Source organism: Fulvivirga sp. (genome assembly GCF_040218215.1).
In the GTDB taxonomy this organism is placed as follows: Bacteria; Bacteroidota; Bacteroidia; order Cytophagales; family Cyclobacteriaceae; genus Fulvivirga.
The window spans coordinates 269,391-294,493 of sequence record NZ_JAVJQL010000013.1 but is presented as its reverse complement, the minus strand read 5'-3'; the positions used below and the strand labels follow the sequence as shown (position 1 = coordinate 294,493).

The window sequence follows — 25,103 nt, the reverse complement described above, 5'->3', positions numbered from 1 at the left end:
TAAATAATTTTTTGTAATCGTCTATCGGGTTTGTTTCGATTTGACAGTGGCAAAGAAAAGGCGAGAAAAAAGCGTTAGTCGTATGATAAATGCTTGTATTCGTTTAAATTACATTTGTAAACGTTTGTAAACGGATATATTACTGATTATCAATATTTTAAAAAAATGGAAGAAAAACAGTGTATTGAGTGTGGCACTAAGATATTTGGCAGAAATGACAAGAAATTCTGTTCTGACCAGTGCCGAAACAGCTACAATAACAAGCTCAATAGCGACTCTAACAACTACATCAGGAATGTCAATAATATACTCCGTAAGAACAGGCGCATTTTAGAAAAGCTCACGCCCAATGGAAAAAGCAAAGCTAATAAAACCAAACTAATAGATCAGGGTTTTGACTTCAACTTCCACACTAATACCTACACCACCAAGGCTGGCGCAACCTACTACTTCTGCTATGAGTATGGCTATTTGGAACTAGACAATGACTGGTACGCTTTAGTGAAGCGGGATGACGGGTGATATAAAATTCCTTAATAAGGTTTGGTATAATGAAGTGCTAATATGTGCTAATTTGTTTTTGTAATTCCTGTGCAATGCATAGAGTTTTGAATTTTAAATGATTAATACAAGTCATTTTAAAAAAAGGGATTTCGATAAATATCAAAATCCCTTATTAATGAACAAATTAATAGACCTCTAATCGGTAATATCCTAACTCAAGAAAGTCTAAAAATTAACACTTAACGACATAAACCAATTTCGTCCAGGAGCATAGATTGGATTACTAGTTCCTCTGACAGAACGACTCAGATGCTCATAAAAATTCTCATTGAATAAATTATTCACACCTGTTTGTAATTTGAATTTTTCCGTAAAACTGTAGCCAACTTTTATATCAAGTGTGGTAAATGAAGGTGTTGCTGTCTCACCAAACTCTTCTGAAATACCAGATTGTTCTAAAGCATGACGGACTACAACTTCAGGTTTTAGCTTATTGCTCAAATAAGACCCAATTAATACATAACGTACATCTAATGGTGGTATCTCTGGTAGTGCTTGATCTCTTTCTAAATCCTGAGCATATGTATAGGCCATACCTAATAGATGTTTCAAGCTTTTAGTCAAGTTTTGTGTCCATGTAAATTCAAAACCTGTTTTATAAGCATCTTGAATATTAATAAACTGACGTACACCTGGGCTAGAAGGTATTCTAGGTGTCAAGTCAGTATCAATCACCGAAGAAATATAATCTTGCATATAGGCAGCAAAAAGGTCTAGATTCAGGTTTGAACTTCCAGTCTGCCATTTAATTGTTAAGTCTATTTGATTATTCACTTCAGGATCCAATTGAGGATTACCAAGCATCTCGTAGGGATCTTGCCCAACAGGGAAATAGTTTATAAACCGTTCTGTTAAGCCAGCACTTCGTTGAGCTCTACCCAACCATAATCCCGCGCTGGCATTATTACCAAGTGACTTTATCATACCCATACTGAAACTAGGGTTAATCTGTGATATTTCTGTTTCTGGATAAACTGTTACAAACTCTGCGGTTGCCTCATTAACTGTGGCTTGATTAACCTCTACTCGTCCAGAAAAAACATAATTAAATAGCATGCCCACTGTTTGAAATTCAGCAAATAGGCCTGTTTTACTAATGCGTCCATCCTGCCAAACATTATCTTTTACAATATTTCCAGCGTTTGGCCCCATTAAAAACTCCCTAACTCTTGTTCCGTCAGCACCTTCAACCCTCAGATCTGCTCCGGAAAATAGCTTGCTATTAGAAAATTGCCAAACACTCTCAGTTCTGCCACCATAATTATAGGTTGTAGCAGCAGTTTCAGCGTTCATCATTCTTGGATCTAATGGTTTAAGTAAGTTATCCATCAAATGATCTACAAATGATCCAAAGACTGTGGTATTCCAAGATTTAAGGTTTCCCTTTTGGATTTGAATATCATGTCTGGCATTAAACATCCATGTATTGTCTTCTCTCAGATCCATAGCTAGAGCAGCAAAATCGGCATCTCGAGCCATATTATAGATTGCAGAGACCGCTAATTGTTGATACTCCGATAATTTAACTCCAAGATTAGCACCAAAACTTCCCCTTAAGAATCCAGCAGGCACTGTTTGACTGTTACCTGTTTGGTAATCGTTACCTTCAGACCATGAACCAAAAAGGCTTAAATCGTACTTTGAACCACTAAGTCCAATTTGCCCTTCTCCACGTACTATATTGCCATTACTTTCGTACCCACTTGAAAGCCTTCCATAAACTTTTGAAGCACTAACAAATCTTGGTTTTAAAGGTATAAAATTGATGGTGGCTCCGAATCCGGTGCCAAATCTAAGAGAATAAGGGCCTTTAAGAACTTCAATTCGCTCCATCATATTGGGTGCCATTTGGCTCGTGGGTGGGTCCATACGATTTGGGCAGGCTGCCGTGGCACTTTGTGCCCCATTTAACACTATATTCAATTGATCAAATTTAAACCCTCTGAATACAGGATCAAATCCATAGTTTCCGCCTTTACGAATGCTATTAAAAGCAGGTATTTGATTGAGTATGGCAGCACCATCATGTTGCATTCTCTCTTGATAGTCAATATTCACGCGTTCATCAGGTTGCTGCCCAGGCCTCACTCCAATAATGGTTACAGGGTATAGGTTAACACTAGTCTTTTTCCGACTGTATTGCTTACCCGCCAAATCTTTAATTTTCTGAGGGCCAAATTCCCAAGAACCATAACTGATATGTGATAATTTCATGATATCACTTTCTGTATATCGAAAGGAAATGACACCATCCTCATCAGACATTCCTTGCTGATCGCCATACAAATAGGTGGCGCCCACAATGGGTGTAGCGTCTTCCTTATCAAGAAGTTTAATTTGAACACTCTCTTGAGCGTAAGATGTCAAGGTGATTAAGGCACCCAAAAGAATTAATAATAATGTATTTATTGATTTCATTTTATTGATTTTCATAAGAATAGGACAGCCATCATTCAGGTTATACTGTACAGAATAGTCTGCAAGCACATACTGAAAGCGTATGCCCATGTGTTAAAAAAATAGTAATTAGGATTTTAGATTAATCCGGCAAAGAACTTATGAAAACTGAGGTGGCTTAAAAATATGTTTGATGAAATTACGGGTATGACCCGCATCAAAAGCGGAGCTGATTTGTGCACTATCCTGCTTATTCTTGGTGGGGAGATTCAACTCTGAGATAAGATGTTTAAAAAAAGTTATTTCAACTGTTCTTTTAACATCAGTGCCGTCTTCCTGGTGCTCTGCAGCCTTTTTAAATTGCTCACTTAAGTAGCATTGACCACCACATACAGTAATAGGTTTATCTCTGTTGATGCATAAAACTTTAGCTATATAATCTCTGCGTAGTTTGAAATCAATATGAATCAAAGGCATCATTAGTGAACCCACCATGATGTTTAATACAAGATAATATGATGTTATAGCCTTTATCACTTTGAATTATAAGCAGGTATCAATTTAACATATGAATATTGAGAATTTTCAATGAGATAAGTTAGGATTGAATTTCTTGAAAAACTTGAGTTTCATATCATCAAAAAAATCAGAATATAGTTATTCTTAATTTTTCTTATTGTTCTTACCCCCATGCATTTCCTTTTCATGTTCTTTAAACCAACTGGGTTCTTCTATCTCATTTTCATAGATATAAGTAACAATCTTTCTTATTTCATCTTCATTTAAGGCTGTTTTTGGCATTAAACCAAATCTTTTAACAGGTCCCTTCATTAGAGCTGCTTCTGTATTGGGAGTAAAAATAAAGCCAGACATGCGATTAATAAAGTCTTCCTTATCATTGGTCGCATTTATATACCTCATTTTGATTCCTGCAAGTGGTGGTGCTAAGATTTCGTCATGAGAATTCGTATTTGGATTGTGACAGGCATAGCAGTTAACAGATAGCAAGTTTGATACTTCTGAGGATTCAGATCCTGTTATGTTATCTGAAGTGATTTCAGCTTTTTGACCATTAGTACTATTACATCCAACCTGAATGATTGATATGATTACAAAAAGACTACTAATCAGTATTTTTATTTTCTGTTTCATGAGTATAAGACCCTCCTATTATTTAATTATTTCTTCCTTTACCTTTTCTTGCACCTCTCCCTTGCTCCATATCTGCATTGATAATTTCATCATATGCTTCTTGGGTTAAGTATTGCGGTTTATAGTCAATTCCTAATTTTGATAGGTTTTGAACAAATGATCTCAAATGATTTCTTGATCCTCTCAATAGGTTTTCAAACGTAAATATAATGTCCTCATTATCGACATTTGTATCTAGCTCTCGTTGAAGGTCCAATATATCTATTTCCTCTATTGCTGCACCTACTTTAAATGCATCCACCTGACTTAAGTTTCCTTTTTCTATTAAATCATTGTAAAGCATTTGAAGGTCTGAATTAACAAACTTTCCAGGTATGTCATTCTTAGCTGGATCTTCTAGTTCATATTTATTGATCAATGCAAGTACCGCATCCATGTGAGTCTGCTCACTTGAAGAAATGTTATCAAAAGATATTGAATTCCACTTGACAAAAAGAAAGTCGTAAACATCACGCGCGAGCTTTTCCTCCTCGCGCATAAAAATCAATGCAGCCCCTTCCGAATCATTTAAAGGCTCTATTGGAAACTCATTAATTTGTTTGACCATTTGATCATTTTCATTTGGATTAACTTCATTTGCTGCATCATCGCAAGATGCTGAAGTGAATAAAAACCCGAGTAAAGCGATGTGTATAATTTTCATGGCTCCCGTGCATTTGTATAATGTAAATAGACGAAAGTTCTAGGTAGTAATTAGTAACATTTGTTACGTTCGAATCAACTCATTTCATCAATTAATCAAGTTAGAGCAGTTAATTTCTTTACTTGATATAATCACAATATTCTAAGTCATTCCATAATTAAAATTGGCTTACAACTGATTTGGATAAACAGCTTACTTAATACTTTTCAAGTAGTTTATCACTTCGTCCTCTGCAAATGTAATGCTCCATATTCCTCTTAGATCTCCAAGTTCATGGTTCAATGCCTCATCGTTAGGATATAGTTCATGTATTAGTTCATACGTCTCGGTCAGAACTTGACTTCCAACTTTACCATGACAATTAAGACACATAGGATTATTCAGTAAAATTGGTTTTGCAAAAAGCACCTCTTTAGTTTCAAGTACTTCAATGGCAGCTTTTAATTCAGTTCCATTATCTAATTGAACCATATACTCTTCAAGTATTGCTCTTTCCGTTAGTGTAGGTTTATCTTTTGGGTTCCTTACCCGTAGCGAAGCTCGTTTTATAGTAGCCTTTAATTCAGTTTTTAAGGTATCAATTATTGTAAATGCTGCCGCATTACAAAATTGCACTGCATGAACTGGTCCATTTTCAACCATTGCTTTTTGAAGCTGTCTACCCAATGCTTGTTGGGCTGCTGAAGAGATCTTTTCGCCTTGTATTTGCACCACATTTATTATCTCTTTTCTTGTTGGTTCTGACTTGTCTTTTTGCTCGGTACAACTACTTAGCATCAGAACAAAGAATGATATCACTAATAGTCTCATCATTTAAAGTTTTTTACTAAAGATAGAAATAAAACACCTTCTCCTTGTGTAACATTTGTTGCATTAAACATCAATTAACATGTGTAAACTTGGTAAGTAAATAAACACAAATAACATGTCCAAAATAGTAATACTCGGAGCAGGAATAGCGGGCCATACTGCAGCCTCTCATTTGCGCAGAAAACTTTCAAAGGAGCATGAGGTGTTAGTTGTTTCACCTAACCACAATTATCAGTGGATACCATCTAACATTTGGGTGGGTATTGGCAGAATGAACCCACAAGAAATTATTTTTCCATTACCACCATTGTACAAAAAGAAGGGTATAAATTATAAACAAGCCAAAGTAGTTTCTTTTCATCCTGAAGGTGATTCTGAACACTCTCCCTATGTAAAGGTCGAGTATGTTTTTGGACAGCAAAAAGGGGAGATAGAAAAAGTTACTTATGATTATCTCATAAATGCTACTGGCCCTAAACTAGCCTTTGAACAGACCGAAGGATTGAATCCTGGTACGAATGATGTCTATTCTGTCTGCACCTATGACCATGCTCAGCATGCTGCCAGTGGTTTGGAAAAACTAATTGAAAAAGCTAAACATTCAAAGGAGAAACTTAAAGTTTTAATTGGAACCGGACATGCAAAAGCCACTTGTCAAGGTGCGGCATTTGAATACATTTTAAATGTAGAGCAAGAACTAAGAAGAAGAAAAGTTAGAGATAAAGTAGAAATTAAATGGATTTCTAATGAACCCGCCTTAGGTGATTTTGGAATGGACGGCATGCTATTATCTTATGGTGGGAAACCAATGAAGTCTAGTGAGGTGGTGGAAATGGTTTTTCGTGATAGAGGAATTGAGTGGGTTTTAGGAGCGGGCGTCACTAAAGTTGATGAGGGTACAGTGAGATATGAAAATTTAGAAGGAGAGATAAAGACAGAAGCTTTTGACTTTGCAATGTTAATTCCGGCATTCTCAGGCCACGGGTTTAATGCGTACGATAAACAAGGCGGTGATATAACAGATAAACTTTTTAAAGGTTTTATGATTGTGGATGCTGACTACGCACCTAAACCTTATGAGGAATGGACAGTGCAAGACTGGCCTGAAACTTATCAAAACCCAAGTTATGCGAATATTTTTGCCCCAGGTATTGCATTTGCCCCACCACATAGTATTTCCAAACCAAGAAAAAGCCCCAATGGAACAGAAATCTTTCCTTCTCCGCCAAGAACAGGTATGCCATCTGGCATCACTGCTAAACTTGTAGCTGATAACATTATTGATACAATAAAAAATGGTAAAGCAGTTTTAAAACATAAGGGTTCCATGGGAAATATGGGAGCCGCATGTATTGCGTCAGCTGGTTATGGACTTACCACTGGAAGTGGCATTAGCATCACGACCTTTCCTATAGTTCCGGATTATAAAAAATTTGAAAAGACTGGTGGTAGAGATATTAAAAAGACTTTTGGCGACATAGGATTGGCAGGTCATTGGGTCAAACTAGCATTGCACTATGCCTTTATTTATAAAGCAAAAATGAAACCCTTCTGGTGGCTCATTCCAGAGTAAATATTAATAACATGGTAAGAAAAATAACTAAGGCACAAAAGGCCTACATGAAGAATCCAATCATTCAATTTTTCAAATTTATCTATTTGAATATCAGGATAATGAGGATAGTAGCAGGTGGGCATGGCGGTACAAGAAAGTAACGTCTTTGGCTGGAATACTTATAATTTAATATATGGCGCCAACGTAACATTTGTTACGTCTTACAAGGCTCATTAATCGTTAATTAGAGTAAATCAAATAAAAATCAAGACGATGGAAGATAATATAGAAAACAACATTATTCAAATGCCAAGGATTGGAGATCAGGCGCCTGAATTTACTGCAAAAACAACCAAAGGAGACATCACCCTTTCTACTTTTGCAAAAGACAAGTGGATTGTGATGTTTTCTCACCCTGCCGACTTCACTCCTGTTTGCACAACTGAAATGAGTGGGTTTGCATTGAGAAAAGGTGAATTTGAAGCGCTTAATACTGAGCTTTTAGGATTAAGTATTGACAGTATTCATGCTCACTTAGGTTGGGTAAATAATGTTAGAAATAATACTGGAGTCTATTTTGACTTCCCAATTATTGCCGATTTGGACATGAAAGTGTCTAAACTCTACGGAATGCTGCAACCCAATGAAAGTGAAACTGCTGCGGTTAGAGCAGTATTCTTTATTGATCCGAAGAAGAAGGTCAGACTAATTATGTATTACCCTCTTAATGTTGGACGAAATATGGACGAGATATTAAGAGCATTGGAAGCCTTACAAACTTCTGATAAGTACAGTGTAGCGATGCCATTGGACTGGAAAAAAGGAGATAAGGTAATTGTGCCACCACCAAAAACCCTTAAAGAAATGGAAGAGAGATTGGCAGATGATACTATCGAACGAGTAGACTTCTACTTAGCAAAAAAAGAGTTGGTGGGTTGATTTGGTTTTGGTGGTCGTAGAGCATGTCTTTGCGATCACCTTTGCTTTATAATAATTACTGCCTTTTAATACATAACACGTAGGTGGTCAATTGCAACCTCACATCTGCGCCCTTGGAACTAGACAATATTTAATTTGGCTTACCAAAAGGGATAACTAGTGATTATATACAATAACTTTCAGATTATCTGAAAAATAGGTGAATACATATCCTTTATCATTAAAAACAACAAAAGGGGCCAAAAGCCCCTCTATACATTTCTATTAAACTAAATGGATTTACTTTATTACAAATAATTATAAACCACTTTTGGCCAATCTTCAACAAGCATTTTCTCGCTCTTAAACCAATCGGTGAGAGTTTTAAAATAACTGCTCAACTTAAATGGAGCAAAATCAAACCAAAGTTTAACTTCTAATGATTCATCGCCATTGATGATCAATCCATTTTTTATTTCAAAATCAAGAAACTCAATGTTGTTGGCAGTTACTACCTCCCCATTACTTTTAATAAAGCTGTTGTCCATGTTATTCAAATAATAACGCAAGGTGGTATAGGTGCCTGGTTCTAGAGCAACCATGCCGGCCGCTTTAATGAAGTGCCCTGTACCCAAGCCTTTAAATGTGACTGGGGTTTTACCAGAAAAATCCTTGATAATACGCTCATGCCCCTTGTCATCTATGGCTGAAAATCTGGTTATATTTAAGTTCATTTCAGAAACTTCAGCCGCTACACTAGAAGAACTGTTTAGAATCAATTCTTGTACTCGTCCACCATTCTGGAAAAAATCCGAAGCCCCATCAAGTTTATAGGGCACTGGCCACATAGAAGGATAAAATGTTAATCGTTTCATAATTGTTGTATTAAATTATACACTGCAAAGCTCAGCAGGAATTTCTAACAGAGTAACGACCATATTATCTAATTATGATACTAAATTAACCTAAAAGTAATAAAATCGATTTATTAATGATCAATATAAGTCATATGTAAGGTTTGACTTAGAATTTCAAATAAGAAAATTAGCCGAATCAGCCCTCTTCTTTGAATCTCTGAAACTATTGGATCCTATTCAGATTTTAACGCTTTTACGGGATTGGTAATCGTAGCCTGATAAGCTTTGAAACCTGTTGTAACCATGGCTATTATCAAACTAATAGCCCCAGCAGCTATAAACAGCTCCGGACTAATGTCAACCCTGAACTCAAAATCGTTGAGCCAGTTTTGAGCCACATAATAACCCAGCGGAACGGCCAAAACAAAGGCAATAACTATAAGTAAGGCATAATCCTTTAACAATAGCACAAAAAGCTGGCTCGATTGCGAACCCAGAACTTTTCTGACCGCAATTTCTTTTGAACGTTGCTCCACCGAAAATGTAGAAAGTCCGAACAGCCCTATACATGAAATAAAAATAGAGACCATAGCAAACAGTCTTACCAAAGTAGCGGCCGTTTCCTCACTCTGGTAGTTAGCTTGCAATATCTCATCTGTAAACTGATAATCAAATTCTTTAGAAGGGAACATTGATTTTGTTACACTTTCAATTTCACTAATAGCATTGCCAACATCACCATTTAATCTGACTATAACATGTGACAAGAACCTCGTCTGATAGCATGATAGTATCACCGGAGCAATGGGTTGATGAAAATTGCGCATATGAAAGTTTTTTACAACGCCAACGACCTGACCTTCGATGCCCCAGAACGAGAGTCTTGTGCCTATCAAATTGTCAACACCTATGATATCGGCCATTACCTCATTGACTACAAAACTGGTAGAGTCGGCTACTCGCTCATCAAATGCTCGTCCCTCAACAATTTCCATTTCCATGGTTTCGATAAAATTGCCATCTGCAAGCAACACGTTTACTTCGAAATCTTTGGTTGGATCTTTGCCTTCCCAGTTTGATGAGCTGGTTGAGCGCCCATAAGATGCAGGGTTACCCATGCTGGCCGTTACAGATTGTACCTGACTTAGCTTTGCAAGTTCTATTTTATAGGCATTTAGTTGTTGAAGTGAGTCAGCACTTAGCCTTATATCCAATAGGTTATCCTTATTGAGCCCTAGGTTTTTATTACTCACATAATTCATCTGAGCACTAATAACACCAGTGGCAATAATTAAAATGGTTGAAATAGTGAACTGCACAACCACGAGACCTTTTCTGATGAATGAATTGCCAGGAGCATTCTGATGTCTTAAACTTCTGTTGAGGTTTAAGGCCGGAAGTATTATGGCAGGGTATGTTCCAGAAAGAATGCCAATACCCAAAGCAAGGCCAACTATGGCATACCAGGTCTCAAGTGCATAAAAATCAAGCAGCAACTCTTTATCAACCAAAAGATTGAAATATGGCAGTAGTAGATATGCTATTAAAACAGAAGCGGTGACGGCAATAACAGAAAACAACAGCGCTTCGGTATAAAACTGTATGGATATGGAAGCTTTCCGTGCACCCAAAGCCTTTCTTACTCCTATTTCCTTAGACCTTCTGTCTGCTCTGGCTGTAGTAAGGTTCATAAAATTTATACAGGCGATCAGTAATATAAGAACCATTACTGCTGTCATTATACGCACATAATCTATTCTCCCTCCATCAACCACACCATTAGTAAAGTTTGAGTATAAATAGTAGTCTGCAAACTTGTGTAAAATCAATGTTTCATCCCCTGAATTTGCAGCTCCCTTGGTATGCTCCTTTATCTGATTAAAAATTCTTTCCGCTACCACTGGTACATCAGATTTCTGCGGGATACTCGCATAGACCATAAAACTGCCATTGCCCCAGTCATTCACCCAGTCATTAAGAGCAATGAAGGCTGCCGATGTCAATAGGAAATCAAATTGTAAAGAAGAGTATTTACCGGGATCTTCATAAACCCCGGAAATGATCACCTCGTATTGGTCATCAACAAGAATGGTCTGCCCTATGACAGATTCATCCCAGGTATCTCCAAAATAGTTTTTTGCCAACGTCTCAGACAGCAGAATATTCATTGGGTTATCAAAAACATTTTCTTTATCCCCCTCCAGAAGGTTGAAAGAAAACATCTGCATAAATTCTGGAGAAGCGAACCTTCCTCTCTGTTTGGAACTGGTTTGTTTATCGCCAATTTTAAATTCCATTAAGTTGCTCAACAGTGCTACACTCTCCACTTCCGGAAACTCCTCCACCATAAGATCCGCTGCCGGTTTGGGTATGTTTTCAGTGGTGATCACGGATTCATCGGACTGCTTCATATTTCTGAAGAGCTGATAAATGTTATCTCCATTGGAATGAAACTGATCTACTTTTATTTCATCATTGATCCAAAGTAATATAAGTATGCTGGATGTTATTCCTACCACTAACCCGAGGAGATTAATGACAGAATAGCCTTTATAGAGAAAGGCATTTCTTTTGGCGATTTTGAGATAGTTTGAGAACATGTCGTAATTTATTTTGGTTTGAAATGGTTTGAAGTTTTTGACAATTCCGGGCCGGAAAAGAAGAAGTACATCCTTCCAATAATGTAGTCTGGCCTTCCATTTTGAGCGTTCCGTTCGCTCAGCATAAAGCTCATAGAGGTCTCCCTCCACATCCTCCAAAATGTCAGGGTCGCAAAACCAATGGAGGAATTTATAAGCTGTTTTGGGAGGGCTTTTCATGCTAGTTTAAAATCGAAAGCCACAGATGGAATTGCATCCCATAGGTTTTTGCGTGTTTCCATCACCTGTTCCAGTGCTTCCTTACCAGACTTGGTCACTCTAAAATACCTTTTGCGCTTCCCTCCTCTTTTGGCTGTTGCCTCACCAAACTCAGATTTTAAGAAGCCTTTGCGTTCCAATCTGCTGAGGGCAGTACGCATCGCACCCACACTTACATTTCTTTTTAGCCTATTTTCTATTTCTTCTTTAATGGATATACCGTAGGCATTTTTATAAAGTAAAGCCACCGTTAAAAGAACTATTTCTTCGAATTCTCCTATTGAATTTTTACCCATAATATTTAATTTAAATCCTAATTGTATCTATTATATAAAAGTCCTAAACGTAGCTTTTATAATTAGGTTATGCAATGGATGGAATTTTAGCCATGATTAAGACAAAAGTGTAAAAGAAGTTTCCACTATATAAAATTGATATGTACCCACTATAGGGTATTTATAAAAATATTTAACCATCTATCATACCATAGTTAGGAAATGAATCCTGTTACCCTTAAATTATGTGTTTGTTTAATTAGACATCACTATGAATCGAATCTTAACTATTCTCTTTCTTTTTCTTATTTCAAGCTTCTCTTTCGCACAGACTTGTCCCGGTGATATAATTATTCTAGAGGATGAAAATCTATCCGTTTGGAAAGTAGAAAGCAACGGCACCCAAATTTTCTCTATTGCAGGATTTGTTGGAACCATTAACATTGGAGATTCAACTTATTTTCAGGAAGACATCGGACTTGGAGAAACAGGGCTTGTTCTAATGGCCCATGATATTTCAGGCAGTCTTCTATGGTCCAGAAAACTTGGTGGTATTTCATATTTTACAACAAACCCGGGATTGGCAGCAAACACAAATAATGTATATGTGGCTGCTACATCTGTAGCTAACGGAAATACGATTAATGACTTTAGAGTAGAGTCTTATTCAGCCCTTGATGGATCACCAGTTTGGTCTAACTCCTATATATCAACAATAACTAATAATAGTCCCATACCATATGATGCACAGGTAAACCCTTATGCCGCTGATATTGATAGTAATGGAAGACTTATAGTGACAGGTACTTTCTCAGATGTATTGAATATTGGCAGTGAGACTCTCTCAACAGTTTCTGGCATGTCTGAATCATTTGTAATGGCGTTGGATATAGCAGATGGTGCTGATTTATGGGCCATACAATCGACAGGGTCTAATGGTAGGGGTAGAGCATGGACTGTAGCCATATCACCAGCCAATGAGATTGTTCTTGGTGGCAGCTTTACTGGATCTATAAGCTTTGGTGGTGCTCCATACATAGCAGTAGATAACACAACTGCAAGTCCTTACTTGGCCAAATTAGATCCCATAGACGGAAGTGAGCTATGGCTCCAAGCCTTTGAAGGTCAATCTGGAGGTAGTTTCAATAACATTTATGACATCGATATCGATCCAAGCGGCAACATTTATTATGTTGGCTCCTTTCTTGACGCAATTGACGTGCAAGGAAATCTAGTTAACAGTGCACAGTCAGGTGATGGCAGCCTTGATGCGTTAATAGGATCTACGAACTCAAATGGGCTTTTTAGATGGGCGAATCAACTAGGTGGTAAAAGCACAAGTGATGAATTTGCTACGACAATTACTTATAGCGACACTAACAGCTCATTATTTGTTGGCGCCCAGTTAGTCACTGATTCTTTATTTTATTCAAACAATTATCTTACCCTGCCACCATTAGCCGGTCACTATGTTTTGGATGTCTCACCACTTGACGGATCCTTAGATCCAAACGTTGGCAATGCTATTACATTTGAAAGTAACTTTGGTTACAGTGCCCAATATGATGATGATACAAACACATATTTTAGTACTTCTTTAGTTGGAGGTAACGGAAAGAATATAGTAGCTGCCCAATGGACAGTAAGTAGACCCATTCCAATTGCTCACATCAGCCTCCAAGATGGATTACTAAACCCTACAGAAACACTCACGGCATTCGACCCGGGTGGCGGACTTTATACCTATCAATGGTATTTTAATGGTGCCCCAATTGCAGATGAAGTAAATTCAACTTATTTAGCAAACCTTAATGGCTTTTACTCTTTAGAGGTTGCAAACAGCAATGGATGCTCTATATTTTCAGAAGAAATTACCTTACTGGATGGTACAACCCTGGAGAGTGATTCGCTTGCATTGGTAGACTTTTATAATAAAACTAACGGGCCTGGCTGGAGTGATAATACAAACTGGCTAACAGGAGATGTAAGCACCTGGACGGGAGTCTCAGTCAACCTTGGTAGAGTAACTGAAATTAATTTAGAAAGCAACAATTTGGCTGGAAATATTCCAGCTTCTATTGGTAATTTATCTGAATTAAATTATCTATTCTTAAATAATAACCAGCTTAGTGGCAATACCCCCACTTCTTTGTGGAATCTCTCTAACCTCATAGAGATGGTTGTTCATGACAACCCCAATTTAAGGTTTAGTATAGAGCCCAACATAGGTTTAATGACCCAACTAGTAGTGATTCGTGCTTTTGAAACTAATATAACCGGTGTACTGCCTGTAGAAATTGGTAATGCAACAAATCTAATAGAGCTTAACATGTATACAGGACTAGGTCATTCACTCTCTGGCTCTATACCTGCCGAAATCGGGAATTTAACCAACCTTCAAATCCTAAATTTGGGTGGTGGAAATCTTACTGGTCCAATTCCTACAAGTATTGGAAACCTAACCAATCTTACATATTTGGCGTTCTGGGACAATAATCTTACAGGCCCTATACCTGCTGAAATTGGTAACCTGGCAGTGTTAGAGCAATTATATATGGATGATAATCAGATAACAGGAGCACTCCCATCTCAAATTGGTAACCTTACGGTACTAAGAGAATTAAATGTAGCGAGAAACAATCTTAATGGACCGATACCTTCGACTATAGGTAATCTGGATTCATTGCGAGTTTTAGAGCTCCACTCAAACCCAATAAATGATATAATACCGATTGAAATTGGCAACATGGATAAGCTGGAGTTTTTTCTGGCTGAAAACTGTAATTGGCAAGGTGCTATTCCAGATGAGCTATGGCATTTACCAACAATTAAAGAAATTGTCGTATCTCAGAATCCAGATTTAGATCAAAATTTTCCTGATGACCTCGAGACTTTAACACAGCTTCAAAATCTAACATTGTGGCGCACTAAACCAACAAATGTTCCCTTCCCTGAGGATTTATATAGCCTTACAAACCTGTTGAATCTTGATGTAGGAGGACTTCAAATGACTGGTGAAATAGACTCAAGAATCGGCAACCTTGTAAACCTTCACTCTCTTTATTTATGGGGCAATCAATTCACTGGTGATTTCCCAACAGAGATTAACAACATTACAGGATTACAATATTTATCTATTGGTGGAGACCTATTCAACAACTTCCCTAATGTCAGTTCAATACCAGAATTGATTAATGTTGATATTTCAAATAACAATCTTGATTTCAACTCAATTGTACCAAATATTGGTATTCCTGAATTCTCCTATGCCCCGCAAAGGCAGCGCGGTGTATCAGAGTATTTTGAAGTTAATGAAGGAGAGGACTTACCATTAGTGAATGATTATTCCGCTGCCGGAAACACCTACCAATGGGTGCGGAATGCTACAGATTCGATAGCAACTTCACAGGATTTCACTATTACAGCGACTGAATTAAGCGATCTTGGAGGATACTTTGCCTGGGTTACCAACCCTGGAGCCCCTGACCTTACCCTTCGAACAAGGTTTTACAATGTTGCTTTCGCGGGTGCACCCAGAAGCTGGACCGTAGATAACGACCCGGAGTCATTGGCAGACTTCAAGTCATTATATGCCGGAATCTATGGTACCAATACTGGCGATACTTTATATGTGGCTGGTTCTGATACACCGTATTACGAAAGTAATATGCGCCTGGAGCAGCAAAGGATTATTTATGGACCAGGTTACTTCTTGGGTGAAAATCCAGAAACACAGGCCAGTATAAAGGAGGCACTTGCACCATCCATAAATATAGCCAAGGGATCAGAAGGTACTGAAATTTATGGTATGACCTGGAATCAGATACTAATAAATAATCAGGCTTCAGCCATTGATGATACTGTTAGAAATATCCATATCATTAATAACAAAATAAATGAGATGAGTATTAATGACGACAGTCAGAATATATTGATTAGTAAAAATTTCATCAATCAATTTACTTTTGCATCCACCCCGTTAGTTGGTGTCAGCCGCTCTTATCAAGACATATTCATTGAAAATAACATTATTGATACGGTGACCACAGTCTTTGCCAAGGCAACTGTTGACAAAAACGTGATGAGTAATGTGAACTTTACCAGAAACACTATAAATGTGTTTACTGATAGTATTGAGAGTGCTATACTATCTAATAATATTATCAATGACTATCAGGCTACAGCCAATACTAACAATGGAACAATAGATTATGCAGGATCAAGCTTCTCTGACAATGCATTGCTGGTGGATAACGATTTCGTTTCCACAACCAATGTTGATGCCGGTGCTTTCAGTGGATCTGAACCTTATGTCTTATCCGGTTTACCTCCTGCTCCTCATATTTATGAACTTGTGGATGCAGGAAGAATCAGGTTCAATGTAAAGGCCAAAAATGAAAACCCTGAAGATATAGTACTCCTGAATTATAAGATAGGACAAGGAGGCAATACTGTTCTTACCGGTACTGTGAGAAGATTAGAGGCTGGTAACCCAGTAGAGGTATTATTCAGGCCAAAAGTTTCTGCTTTAACCCCTGGAGGCACATACAATATGATGATCTGGACAAAAGATGCCAATGGAATAAAAAGTATTCATCATAATGCGATTTTCACTGCTGAGACAGCTTCTGCTGGTGGTCAAATTTTTACATCAACTAATCAGCCGGTAACAAACGGTGAGGTTTTGCTTTTTGAAATTAACCAGGAGCAAACTGCCTTTGACACTTTGCAAACCACCATTAATAATCAGGGGCAGTTTACCTTTGGGAATATTGTAGTTGGCGACTATTTAGCCCTTGGAAAAGCGAATATATCTCAATTTCCAGACCAGTTACCTACCTATTTTACACAAACAGATTTATGGGAAGAAGCTGACACGTTGTTAATTGACGCCTCTAGCCCAACATTTGATATAACACTGTTAGAAGACCCCAAAGAAGATACTGGAGCAGGAGTGGTTGCTGGTACTTTAGTGGAAGAGCTGGATGAAGGGAATTCTGGTGGAAGAATCGAAGCGAGAGGAAGGGTTGCAGGAGCAGGCGTTTCAATGCGCAGAGCAAGAAGAACAGGCCGGACAGAGGAAATTGTCTATGAACTTGTAAATTATACATTTACCGATGAAAATGGAGAATTTTATTTTGAAAACCTCCCTGCTGATAACTATAGAATTAACATTCAATACCCCGGATACCCAATGGATACACTTACGAATGTTGACTTAATAATTGAAGAAACCAAGAATAATAACTATAGCCTTGAGGCCTTGGTAGATGAAGGTAAAATTTCAGTTACTATTCTTTCTACAACGGGTATCTTAAAAGATTTGGTTAGAGCAGTAAATGTATACCCAAACCCAACAGTAGAAAAAATAACCATCGCATTTAATGAAGATTTTAATATCAAAGGAAATGTGGATATTGAATTGATCTCTACAACTGGTGAAATGGTCTACCGAGGAAACTATTCTGCAGATCAAATCAATAAATTGGGCGAACTCTCACTCCCCGTAAGTCAATATCATCATGGAGCCTATCTGCTAAGAATAACTCAGCAAAAGAAAGAAATAGGTGCCATTAGGATTATGGTTGTTAAATAAACATATTACAAACTAATACAGTGAAGGTCAACCGATCGGTTGACCTTCACGCTTTATAGGAATATTTAAATAATAAAATTGTTTCCTTAAATTCGCTCAGGTATATGAATAGAAGCGAAAGGAAGTAAACGTAACATGAAACTCGAAAAATACGGATTCATTGTTGTCTTGTTATTGATTTTTGGGGCAGTGGCTTGCTCTAAATGTGATGAATGTCCTAATGACTTCTCTGCCCGCTTTCGATTTGTAGATACATTGAGACAGGAGATAAATGAAGACCCTGCCTTAATTGAAATGATTGACCTTTTCGGAAACTCCTATGAGGTTACTAGAAAAGAAACAGAAGCAGATACTTTTCATATAGTTAATCTAATGTCCATCTCCTCAGAGTTTGATAACCCAGATACGCTGCTTCTTAGGTACAACAATACATTTATAGATACAGTAGGTGTCGGCTATACGTTTAGTAGCGATAGCAGATGCTGCACCAACACACTAATGGTTGGGAAACTGGAGTTTTTCAACAAAACCTCAACACGTAAAATCAAACCTGAATTTGTTATTTACGATATCCGAATTGAAGACTAAGACTTCTTCTTAGTACTTATTCCGAATGGAAGATAAAGTGGACAAAAACTCATAAAACTGGTTGCTAAAAAAATAATAGCAAACAAACCAAAAATAATGGCTGCTGTTCCACTAATAAGCCCAACATAATACAAATAACCAACAACTGCTGCAATGATGACTCTGATGACCCTGTCTGCAGTTCCCATATTTGCTTTCATAATAGTTAAATTTAGTTTCTAATTTTCAATAACTAAATCTAACCATCAAAATGGGCAGATTACATGACCAAAATCAGTTTAAATCATTTCTTTAGTACTTTGAACTCAACCCTTCTGTTAAATGCCCGGCCTTCATCAGTATCATTTGATTCCAAAGGCACAGTCTCTCCGTAGCCTCTGGCCACCAGCCTGTAGCTATCCACGCCATGCTCAATCAAATAGTCAACTACAGCCTGTGCCCTACCTTGAGAAAGATTCAGGTTATAATCGTCAGAACCTTTACTATCAGTATGTCCGGAGATCTCAATTTCCAACGATGAATTGCTGGTAAGAAAATCAACTACTTTATCAAGTTCCACAAAAGATTCGGATTTCAGTGTGGTCTTGTCAAAATCAAAGAAAATGTTATTAAGTCTGACCGTTGTTCCTATCTCGATAGGTTTAAGGTAGATGTCTTTGGTGTATGATATTTTATCCTCACTGATATGCTCAATGCTGTCATTGCCATTAAGATAACCTTCCGCTTTTGTCACTATTCTGTACCATCCTGTTTTTGGAAGCTCCATCTGATAAAAACCAACATCAGAAGAGATAAGCTCCCTATTCAAATTATCCCCGTCAAGGCTAATATTGAGTTTTGCCGTTAATGGTTCATTGGTCTTTTCATCATAAACTATTCCACTCATCATCACTTTCTTCTTAAGTGGAATCATATTAATGTCTTTAATAACTGTTGTGTCGTGCACCACTTCACCAAGTGTAAATTCTGTGATTCCCGAATGATATTCAGGTGCTGTGGCATTTAAAACAAAATCACCATTACCTTCGAGCAAGACCATAGCATAAGTTGCCTGAGGTGATGCTCTTAATGTATCTATTATTTCACCATTTTTAGTCAGGGTTATTTGCGCATCCGGAATACCAAGGCCTGTTTTCTGATCTACTACCAAACCCTTGAGGTTGATATGAATATCCTTCAACTGCAACCAAAAAATATCAAGGTTTCCTCCATCAATGGTATTTCCTGATTGAGTAGTGAACACGTTATTATGCTTATCTACCGACATATATGCATCGAACGCCCTTGTGTTTAATGGCCTTCCTACATTTTCAGGATCACTCCAGTTTGTCCATGTATCGTCTTTCCTTATCACCTTGTAAATGTCCGACCCACCTATACCCATATCTTTTCTGGTACTTGAGAAATACAATGTTTTGTCATCAGGTGCTAGAAAAGGGGCAAATTCATCTCGGCTGGTATTAATATTAGTTCCCAGCTTAACTGGACGGGTCCATTTATTACCTTCTATTCTTTTACTTGCATACAAATCACTAAATGTACTGTTCTCCTTTTCGCTGAAATAAAGAATCATGTTATTACCATCAGAAGACACTGTAGCACCATAGAATTTTCCTTTGCGCATATTTTTAAAATCATCAATATCTATTTCATCAGGATTGCTCCAGCTACTGCCTACTTTCTTAGTGAATGAAAACCCATCCCTATTTTTTCCGGAACCTCCACGGATGAAAAGTGTCTGATTATCAGGCATAACAGTAAACACCTGATTTGCCTTATGGTCATTCAATGGTTTACCCAAATGCTGTGCCTTCCCCCACTTACCATCTTCCCCAAGTTCGGCAAACCAGATATCCTGACTACCTTCTTTGCCATAGGTGTTTTCCGGATGATTATGAACAAAGAAATATAACGTCTTACCATCTGCAGAAACAACAGGTGCTCCTTCATGGTAAGCAGTATTTACATCCCTCCCAAGGTTCACCAATTCATAGCGTTGGCTATATTCCTGAGCAAAAACAAGCGAACAACAAAAGACAAGTAAGATAAATAGTGATAGGTGCTTCATAAATGTTGGTTTTGAAAAGTAAAGATATAAAAATCCTGAGGTATAGTTAAAATTTCTTGAATTCATCAAAATCGCATCCTTTAATGCACCAGATACGTATCTTTGAGGTAATGAAGTATTTGCTCTCAACATTATTATTTTGTCTTTCGCTAGCAGCATTTGCACAAAATAAGCCAATAGAAATAATCGGTGAAATCCTTGATCCTGAGACGAATGAAGCCGTGCCTTATGTGCATGTTGTGAACCTTAGAACAAACAAGGGTTTTGTCAGTAATACAGAAGGTAGGTTTTGGATTAATATGGCCAAGGAAGATACTCTGATGTTCTCAGCCATTGGTTTTGAAAAATATCACTTCACTTTAAAGGAAAATGTAACAACTGATAAGCTGATTGTTACCATAGAACTAAGGCACTCAACGCTGGAACTGGAAACTGTAAAAGTGTTTGCATTTAAAGATGAGCATGCCCTAAAAAGAGCATTAATCGATGCAAAGGTACCTTTGCAAGATGAAAAACCCGGGCTAAAAATTCCTGGTGTTAAAACTTATAGAAGTGCTGAGAATGGTGGACTTGCCATTGGAGGTCCATTAACAGCGATTGGAAACCTGTTTAGCAAAGAACACAAAGAGCAAAAGAAATTAGTTGAAGTGTCTGCTGATTATGATTTTCAGAAAATAATCCGTGCTAAGTATAATGAAACGATCGTAATGAAGATCACGGGCATTCCTGAAGATAAAGTTGAGGATTTTATGAAGTTTTGTAAGATTGAGGATTCTTTTGTCAGCCGTGCCTCAGAGTACGAACTTACTGTGGCTATCCAGCAGTGCTTTACAGATTTCACAGCTCTAGACCTCAAAGACAATTAAAAAAACCTCCCCAATTATCAATCAGGGAGGTTTGCAAGCAAAGAGTGAATAATTAAATTAATTAGTCTAATCTACACGTTGGGCAATCGATTGTCAATATCCGTAAACATAAAACTGCATCAATTTCTTCAATGTAATTATAATTCAATTCATTTTCTTCTATTATTAATTCTCTACTAAAACGAACGCTCCCCAAAAGTATGGGTCTTTATATTTGGATTTTAATGATAGTTGCGCTTGCTTAAATGCCTTTTGTCTGTTACCAGATTTCAACCAATTGGCATAAAAACTCGTCATCAATTCCTGAGTTGCCTCATCGCTCACCTTCCACAAACTCATGAGCAATGATTTGGCGCCCGCACTCAGAAAGGCGCGCTGAAGTCCATAAACACCCTCTCCAGCTTTCACATCTCCAACAGCAGTTTCACACGCACTCAACACAACTAAATTCGTATTATCAAGTTTCAAATTAGTGGCTTCATAAGCAGTAAGTACCCCATTATTACTGTCATTCAATGAGGCCATCTGATCTGCTACTGTGCCTGCATTAGCCAATAATAAGCCCGACCTCAACAATGGGTTGTTCTTGGCACTCTCTGCACTAATACCAAATACTTTCTCCTTGTTTCCGTCAACATCCTGTAAAAAGTACCCGTGTGTTGCAATGTGCAGAATGGCAGGGTTATCAACTTTCTTGATATTTACTTCGGTGGCATCAGCCGCCAAATATTGACTGATCTTGTAACCATTGGAAGTCATTAGTTTTGAAACTGCCAGCAACTCACTTTTGGTGCCTGGAAGTGGGGCTATTTCAGAACCCCCGAAGGTCGGGTTGCCTATTAGAAAAGAGTTTTTAGTAGAAGTAGAAATGCTTGCAGCACCTAAGTTTTTACTACTACCCAGGTAATGAATATCATATTGCTCCAATAATGATTTGCCATCCTTTGATAAAGTATTCAAATTGATCTGATTGTAAATACCATCTGTTGAAACAAAAAGTGTGCGCTTGCCAGTGACTAGTGGTGATATGGTGGCCCAATACTGATCATAAGAATAGGTGTCTTCTAATTTTTGGTGAATGACATTGTTATAATATTTGAAATAGCGGGTCTCAAGGTGTGCCCCATTTTTTAAAATGGCAACATCCGGCACTGATGTGGTGCTGGACAGCACCAGCGCAGCATAGTAAACTTCATCTGTCCAGGTATTATCAAAATAACGATACCTTACAAACTCTATAGCCCCCTGCCCCTCTTTCAATTTAGCCTTTACCTCCTCAAAAGTCACTTGCTTCAACTGATACCCTTCTGAAAAAAGGTCGGACTTCTCAGAAAGCCTCTTTTCAGATTGATTGGTTGCTGATTCCAGGGAATCCCTGTTAATATTCTGCTCTTCCAGCTCTTCTTTAGAATAAGCATAATATTGCGCCAGCGTCTGTTTTTGGTCTATCCATAACAGGTATTCATCTATCAAAGCCTTATCACCGCTATTAAGTATTTTACTTTTAATCTTGTTGGTAGAATTTAACAATAGACCTTTAGTGGCAATATGATATTCATAAACGTCTTTTACTAAAGCCTTATCACTTTCACTTTGATCAAATGCAAATGAATAAAACCTTTCAAATCGGGGTCTCAACTTGTCCCAGTACTTAGTCTTCTCAGATTCACTCATTGGAGGAAAATATTCATTGATAAAGTCGAGTGACTGATTAAGGGTTTCTAAATATAGCTTCTTGGCCTCGGCAATATTTCCCAATTTCCATTCCACAATAGCCATGTCCTCTTTGCCCTGCACATATTCGGGGTGATCTTTACCCAGGGCCTTAAGCTTTATTTCCACAGCTTCTTCGAGCAATGGCTTTGCTTCATCATATCGCTTTGAGAACCTGTAAAAATTACCAAGATCACTCAACGAACTGGCATACAAGCTGTGCTCATCACCAAACTTCTTTTTGTAAATGTCCCTGGCCTCTTTGAGTAAACCTTCCACCTTATCTACCTTACCCATTTGAATATAAAGGGAGGCCAAATTGCTAATAGTGTGCGCATAATCAGGGTGATTAGACCCCAATCTTCGCTCCTTTACGCGCATCAACTCATTGTAAATCTCCTCAGATTGCTCGTATTTCCCCATCTCCTGATAAAGGAAAGCCTGATTGGACAGGAACTTCTGATGGTTATTGGACTTCTCACTTTGAAGTTCCTTAGAAATGGCAATGGCATTTTTTAAAATCTCATCAGCTTGCTCATATCTACCCACAGCCTGATACAACATGGCTTCATTGTTTAAGGCAATGGCGAGAGGCATACTCTCTTCACCGGAGGCAGCCCGTAGCACTTCCACCGCCTGCTTTGCGTTTTTCTCAGCCTCATTATAACGGCCGGTTTCCTTTTGCAGCACAGCCAGGTTATTCAATGAAGCACCATAACCGGCACTCTTCTCTCCAAGCTCCTCCTTTCGTTTCTCAAGTGCTTTAATATTAAACTCTTCCGATTTGGCATACCGGCCCATAGTACCATAAAGTAAACCCAGATCAGAAATTGTAGTCAAATAATTAACCCCACTGATGCTGTTGGTTTCATATTTTAGCATTGCCGATGTTAGCAACACCTCTGCCTTATTATAATAACCTTTGGCATAGGCCAGCTCACCAGCATCAAGCAGCCTACGCGCTTTTTCTTCTTCGGTAGACTCCTCATTGGTCTGCAGATTGGTAAAAGCTTTCAATACTTTATCGCTGCCTGTATCAGTATCGAAAAAGTCGGCATTATCGTTGACCGAAATGGCAAAACTGAAACTAGTAGAGTCCATTTCAGCCCGTGCTTCGTTAAGTTTATCTCCGGCTAGTCCTTTAAGCTTATTAATATTTTCCTGTGAGGCCAAATTCTTGGCCTTTTCTTTTAATAATTTTCCGAATTGCGCATAACTGCAAGTAGCAGTAAGTAAAATAATTAGGGTGGCTATTAGTCTCATATTGAGTGATTTGCCTCCTAAATTAGAAATAAGATCAGACACATAAAAACTATCGATAAAAACGGATTTATTGCTGCATTTTGTAATTTGGCCGCTTGAACTGATATGATGAGAAAGGTACTTTTAAAAATTTACATGGTTTGGGTGTTATTGGTGTTCAGCATATTTATGCTCCTGCTACTCCCTTTAATTGTTCTGCCTATATTGATAAGCACCCGAATTGGAATGGGCACCTTTTACGGTCTTAAAATATGGGCATGGATTTTTAGTAAATTAAATTTCATTCCATACGAAATATCAGGCCGAGAGAACATAAAAAAGGGACAGTCTTATATCTACACTTGTAATCACACTTCATTTCTTGATGCTCCGGGTATTGCATTAGGCATCCCCACCCAATTTAGGCCATTGGCAAAAAAGGAGCTTTTAAAAATACCAGTATTCGGGCTAATAATAAGAGTTGTAACCATTATAGTTGACCGTTCCAGTCAAGAAAGCAGAAAGAAAAGCCTTAAAGTGCTAAAAGGAATTTTGAGCAATAACATTTCAATTCTCATATTCCCTGAAGGGACCCAGAACAGAACAAAAGAGCCTCTTCAGCCCTTTTTCAGTGGAGCATTCCGAACAGCAATTGAAACGGGGACCCCAATTATGCCAATGGTGGTTATCAATGCTGGCAAGCTCATGCCTCCGGGAACAATGAGCATCAAACCCGGTAAAATAAAAGTGGTATTTGGTGAAGCCATCGACTGCTCAGGATATACCATGACCCAGGTTAATGAGCTAAAAGACCATACTTTTGAGGTGATGAGTAAGCTGTTGGAGGATAATAAATTTTAATCACTATTACACTCATCAAAATTAACAAAGCCCAAGCATTCAAAATAATCATAATTAATTACTATTTTTAAGTGAATCAG

The 25,103-nt window shown here is 37.8% G+C and carries 19 protein-coding genes; 8 read left to right on the top strand and 11 right to left on the bottom strand.

Annotated features, from left to right (window positions below):
• Positions 1–165: 165 nt before the first annotated feature.
• Positions 166–522, top strand: coding sequence for a hypothetical protein (locus RIB54_RS08435; RefSeq protein ID WP_350069869.1), 357 nt, complete (start codon positions 166–168; stop codon positions 520–522).
• A gap of 207 nt (positions 523–729) precedes the next feature.
• On the opposite strand, the gene RIB54_RS08430 is transcribed toward RIB54_RS08435, so the two are convergent.
• From RIB54_RS08430 to RIB54_RS08410, 5 genes are all read right to left on the bottom strand, one after another.
• Positions 730–3,072 (bottom strand): TonB-dependent receptor domain-containing protein, encoded by a 2,343-nt coding sequence (locus RIB54_RS08430; RefSeq protein ID WP_350100480.1) that lies wholly within the window; start codon positions 3,070–3,072, stop codon positions 730–732.
• A gap of 48 nt (positions 3,073–3,120) precedes the next feature.
• On the bottom strand, positions 3,121–3,456 hold the full coding sequence (locus tag RIB54_RS08425; RefSeq protein WP_350100479.1) for a hypothetical protein: 336 nt from the start codon (positions 3,454–3,456) through the stop codon (positions 3,121–3,123).
• 168 nt (positions 3,457–3,624) lie between these two features.
• Positions 3,625–4,113: a c-type cytochrome gene (locus tag RIB54_RS08420; protein WP_350100478.1), complete on the bottom strand. Its 489-nt coding sequence runs from the start codon at positions 4,111–4,113 to the stop codon at positions 3,625–3,627.
• A gap of 22 nt (positions 4,114–4,135) precedes the next feature.
• The gene (locus tag RIB54_RS08415; RefSeq protein WP_350100477.1) at positions 4,136–4,816 is read right to left on the bottom strand and encodes a DUF2202 domain-containing protein; all 681 of its coding nucleotides are present in this window, start codon (positions 4,814–4,816) and stop codon (positions 4,136–4,138) included.
• 192 nt (positions 4,817–5,008) lie between these two features.
• Complete coding sequence (locus RIB54_RS08410; RefSeq protein WP_350100476.1) at positions 5,009–5,629, bottom strand: Tll0287-like domain-containing protein; 621 nt, start codon at positions 5,627–5,629, stop codon at positions 5,009–5,011.
• Positions 5,630–5,741: 112 nt separating this feature from the next.
• Here RIB54_RS08410 and RIB54_RS08405 point away from each other — a divergent pair, with 112 nt between their 5' ends.
• From RIB54_RS08405 to RIB54_RS08395, 3 genes are all read left to right on the top strand, one after another.
• The gene (locus RIB54_RS08405; protein WP_350100474.1) at positions 5,742–7,199 is read left to right on the top strand and encodes an NAD(P)/FAD-dependent oxidoreductase; all 1,458 of its coding nucleotides are present in this window, start codon (positions 5,742–5,744) and stop codon (positions 7,197–7,199) included.
• Between the two features lie 11 nt (positions 7,200–7,210).
• A complete protein-coding gene (locus tag RIB54_RS08400; RefSeq protein WP_350100472.1) occupies positions 7,211–7,342 on the top strand; it encodes a hypothetical protein in 132 nt (43 codons plus the stop codon).
• A gap of 112 nt (positions 7,343–7,454) precedes the next feature.
• Complete coding sequence (locus tag RIB54_RS08395; RefSeq protein ID WP_350100471.1) at positions 7,455–8,120, top strand: peroxiredoxin; 666 nt, start codon at positions 7,455–7,457, stop codon at positions 8,118–8,120.
• Positions 8,121–8,407: 287 nt separating this feature from the next.
• On the opposite strand, the gene RIB54_RS08390 is transcribed toward RIB54_RS08395, so the two are convergent.
• The 3 genes from RIB54_RS08390 to RIB54_RS08380 all read right to left on the bottom strand — a co-directional run bounded on the left by RIB54_RS08390 (position 8,408) and on the right by RIB54_RS08380 (position 12,110).
• Entirely contained in the window at positions 8,408–8,974 is a 567-nt protein-coding gene (locus RIB54_RS08390; RefSeq protein ID WP_350100469.1) for a hypothetical protein, read from the bottom strand.
• 215 nt (positions 8,975–9,189) lie between these two features.
• Complete coding sequence (locus tag RIB54_RS08385) at positions 9,190–11,775, bottom strand: FtsX-like permease family protein (protein ID WP_350100468.1); 2,586 nt, start codon at positions 11,773–11,775, stop codon at positions 9,190–9,192.
• The gene (locus RIB54_RS08380; protein WP_350069901.1) at positions 11,772–12,110 is read right to left on the bottom strand and encodes a PadR family transcriptional regulator; all 339 of its coding nucleotides are present in this window, start codon (positions 12,108–12,110) and stop codon (positions 11,772–11,774) included. The genes RIB54_RS08385 and RIB54_RS08380 overlap by 4 nt, the downstream gene beginning before the upstream one ends.
• Positions 12,111–12,360: 250 nt before the next feature.
• Between RIB54_RS08380 and RIB54_RS08375 the strand changes: the two genes are divergently transcribed.
• A complete protein-coding gene (locus RIB54_RS08375) occupies positions 12,361–17,685 on the top strand; it encodes a leucine-rich repeat domain-containing protein (protein WP_350100467.1) in 5,325 nt (1,774 codons plus the stop codon).
• Between the two features lie 135 nt (positions 17,686–17,820).
• The gene (locus tag RIB54_RS08370; protein ID WP_350071920.1) at positions 17,821–18,273 is read left to right on the top strand and encodes a hypothetical protein; all 453 of its coding nucleotides are present in this window, start codon (positions 17,821–17,823) and stop codon (positions 18,271–18,273) included.
• Here RIB54_RS08370 and RIB54_RS08365 read toward each other — a convergent pair.
• Entirely contained in the window at positions 18,270–18,473 is a 204-nt protein-coding gene (locus tag RIB54_RS08365) for a YgaP family membrane protein (protein WP_350071918.1), read from the bottom strand. The two genes, RIB54_RS08370 and RIB54_RS08365, sit on opposite strands and share 4 nt — an antisense overlap.
• An 83-nt stretch (positions 18,474–18,556) precedes the next feature.
• Complete coding sequence (locus tag RIB54_RS08360; RefSeq protein ID WP_350100465.1) at positions 18,557–20,341, bottom strand: OmpA family protein; 1,785 nt, start codon at positions 20,339–20,341, stop codon at positions 18,557–18,559.
• 83 nt (positions 20,342–20,424) lie between these two features.
• Between RIB54_RS08360 and RIB54_RS08355 the strand changes: the two genes are divergently transcribed.
• Positions 20,425–21,207, top strand: coding sequence for a carboxypeptidase-like regulatory domain-containing protein (locus RIB54_RS08355; RefSeq protein WP_350100464.1), 783 nt, complete (start codon positions 20,425–20,427; stop codon positions 21,205–21,207).
• 165 nt (positions 21,208–21,372) lie between these two features.
• Here RIB54_RS08355 and RIB54_RS08350 read toward each other — a convergent pair whose 3' ends face one another.
• Positions 21,373–24,183, bottom strand: coding sequence for a CHAT domain-containing tetratricopeptide repeat protein (locus tag RIB54_RS08350; RefSeq protein ID WP_350100462.1), 2,811 nt, complete (start codon positions 24,181–24,183; stop codon positions 21,373–21,375).
• 105 nt (positions 24,184–24,288) lie between these two features.
• Here RIB54_RS08350 and RIB54_RS08345 point away from each other — a divergent pair, with 105 nt between their 5' ends.
• Positions 24,289–25,023, top strand: coding sequence for a lysophospholipid acyltransferase family protein (locus RIB54_RS08345; protein WP_350100461.1), 735 nt, complete (start codon positions 24,289–24,291; stop codon positions 25,021–25,023).
• Positions 25,024–25,103: the final 80 nt, after the last annotated feature.

Coding starts and splice junctions, on each gene's coding strand:
- RIB54_RS08350 (WP_350100462.1), bottom strand. CDS start 24,183: ATGAGACTAATAGCCACCCTAATTATTTTACTTACTGCTACTTGCAGT.
- RIB54_RS08400 (WP_350100472.1), top strand. CDS start 7,211: ATGGTAAGAAAAATAACTAAGGCACAAAAGGCCTACATGAAGAATCCA.
- RIB54_RS08425 (WP_350100479.1), bottom strand. CDS start 3,456: ATGGTGGGTTCACTAATGATGCCTTTGATTCATATTGATTTCAAACTA.
- RIB54_RS08415 (WP_350100477.1), bottom strand. CDS start 4,816: ATGAAAATTATACACATCGCTTTACTCGGGTTTTTATTCACTTCAGCA.
- RIB54_RS08355 (WP_350100464.1), top strand. CDS start 20,425: ATGCACCAGATACGTATCTTTGAGGTAATGAAGTATTTGCTCTCAACA.
- RIB54_RS08365 (WP_350071918.1), bottom strand. CDS start 18,473: ATGAAAGCAAATATGGGAACTGCAGACAGGGTCATCAGAGTCATCATT.
- RIB54_RS08390 (WP_350100469.1), bottom strand. CDS start 8,974: ATGAAACGATTAACATTTTATCCTTCTATGTGGCCAGTGCCCTATAAA.
- RIB54_RS08430 (WP_350100480.1), bottom strand. CDS start 3,072: ATGGGCATACGCTTTCAGTATGTGCTTGCAGACTATTCTGTACAGTAT.
- RIB54_RS08395 (WP_350100471.1), top strand. CDS start 7,455: ATGGAAGATAATATAGAAAACAACATTATTCAAATGCCAAGGATTGGA.
- RIB54_RS08420 (WP_350100478.1), bottom strand. CDS start 4,113: ATGAAACAGAAAATAAAAATACTGATTAGTAGTCTTTTTGTAATCATA.
- RIB54_RS08345 (WP_350100461.1), top strand. CDS start 24,289: ATGATGAGAAAGGTACTTTTAAAAATTTACATGGTTTGGGTGTTATTG.
- RIB54_RS08410 (WP_350100476.1), bottom strand. CDS start 5,629: ATGATGAGACTATTAGTGATATCATTCTTTGTTCTGATGCTAAGTAGT.
- RIB54_RS08360 (WP_350100465.1), bottom strand. CDS start 20,341: ATGAAGCACCTATCACTATTTATCTTACTTGTCTTTTGTTGTTCGCTT.
- RIB54_RS08385 (WP_350100468.1), bottom strand. CDS start 11,775: ATGAAAAGCCCTCCCAAAACAGCTTATAAATTCCTCCATTGGTTTTGC.
- RIB54_RS08375 (WP_350100467.1), top strand. CDS start 12,361: ATGAATCGAATCTTAACTATTCTCTTTCTTTTTCTTATTTCAAGCTTC.
- RIB54_RS08435 (WP_350069869.1), top strand. CDS start 166: ATGGAAGAAAAACAGTGTATTGAGTGTGGCACTAAGATATTTGGCAGA.
- RIB54_RS08405 (WP_350100474.1), top strand. CDS start 5,742: ATGTCCAAAATAGTAATACTCGGAGCAGGAATAGCGGGCCATACTGCA.
- RIB54_RS08370 (WP_350071920.1), top strand. CDS start 17,821: ATGAAACTCGAAAAATACGGATTCATTGTTGTCTTGTTATTGATTTTT.
- RIB54_RS08380 (WP_350069901.1), bottom strand. CDS start 12,110: ATGGGTAAAAATTCAATAGGAGAATTCGAAGAAATAGTTCTTTTAACG.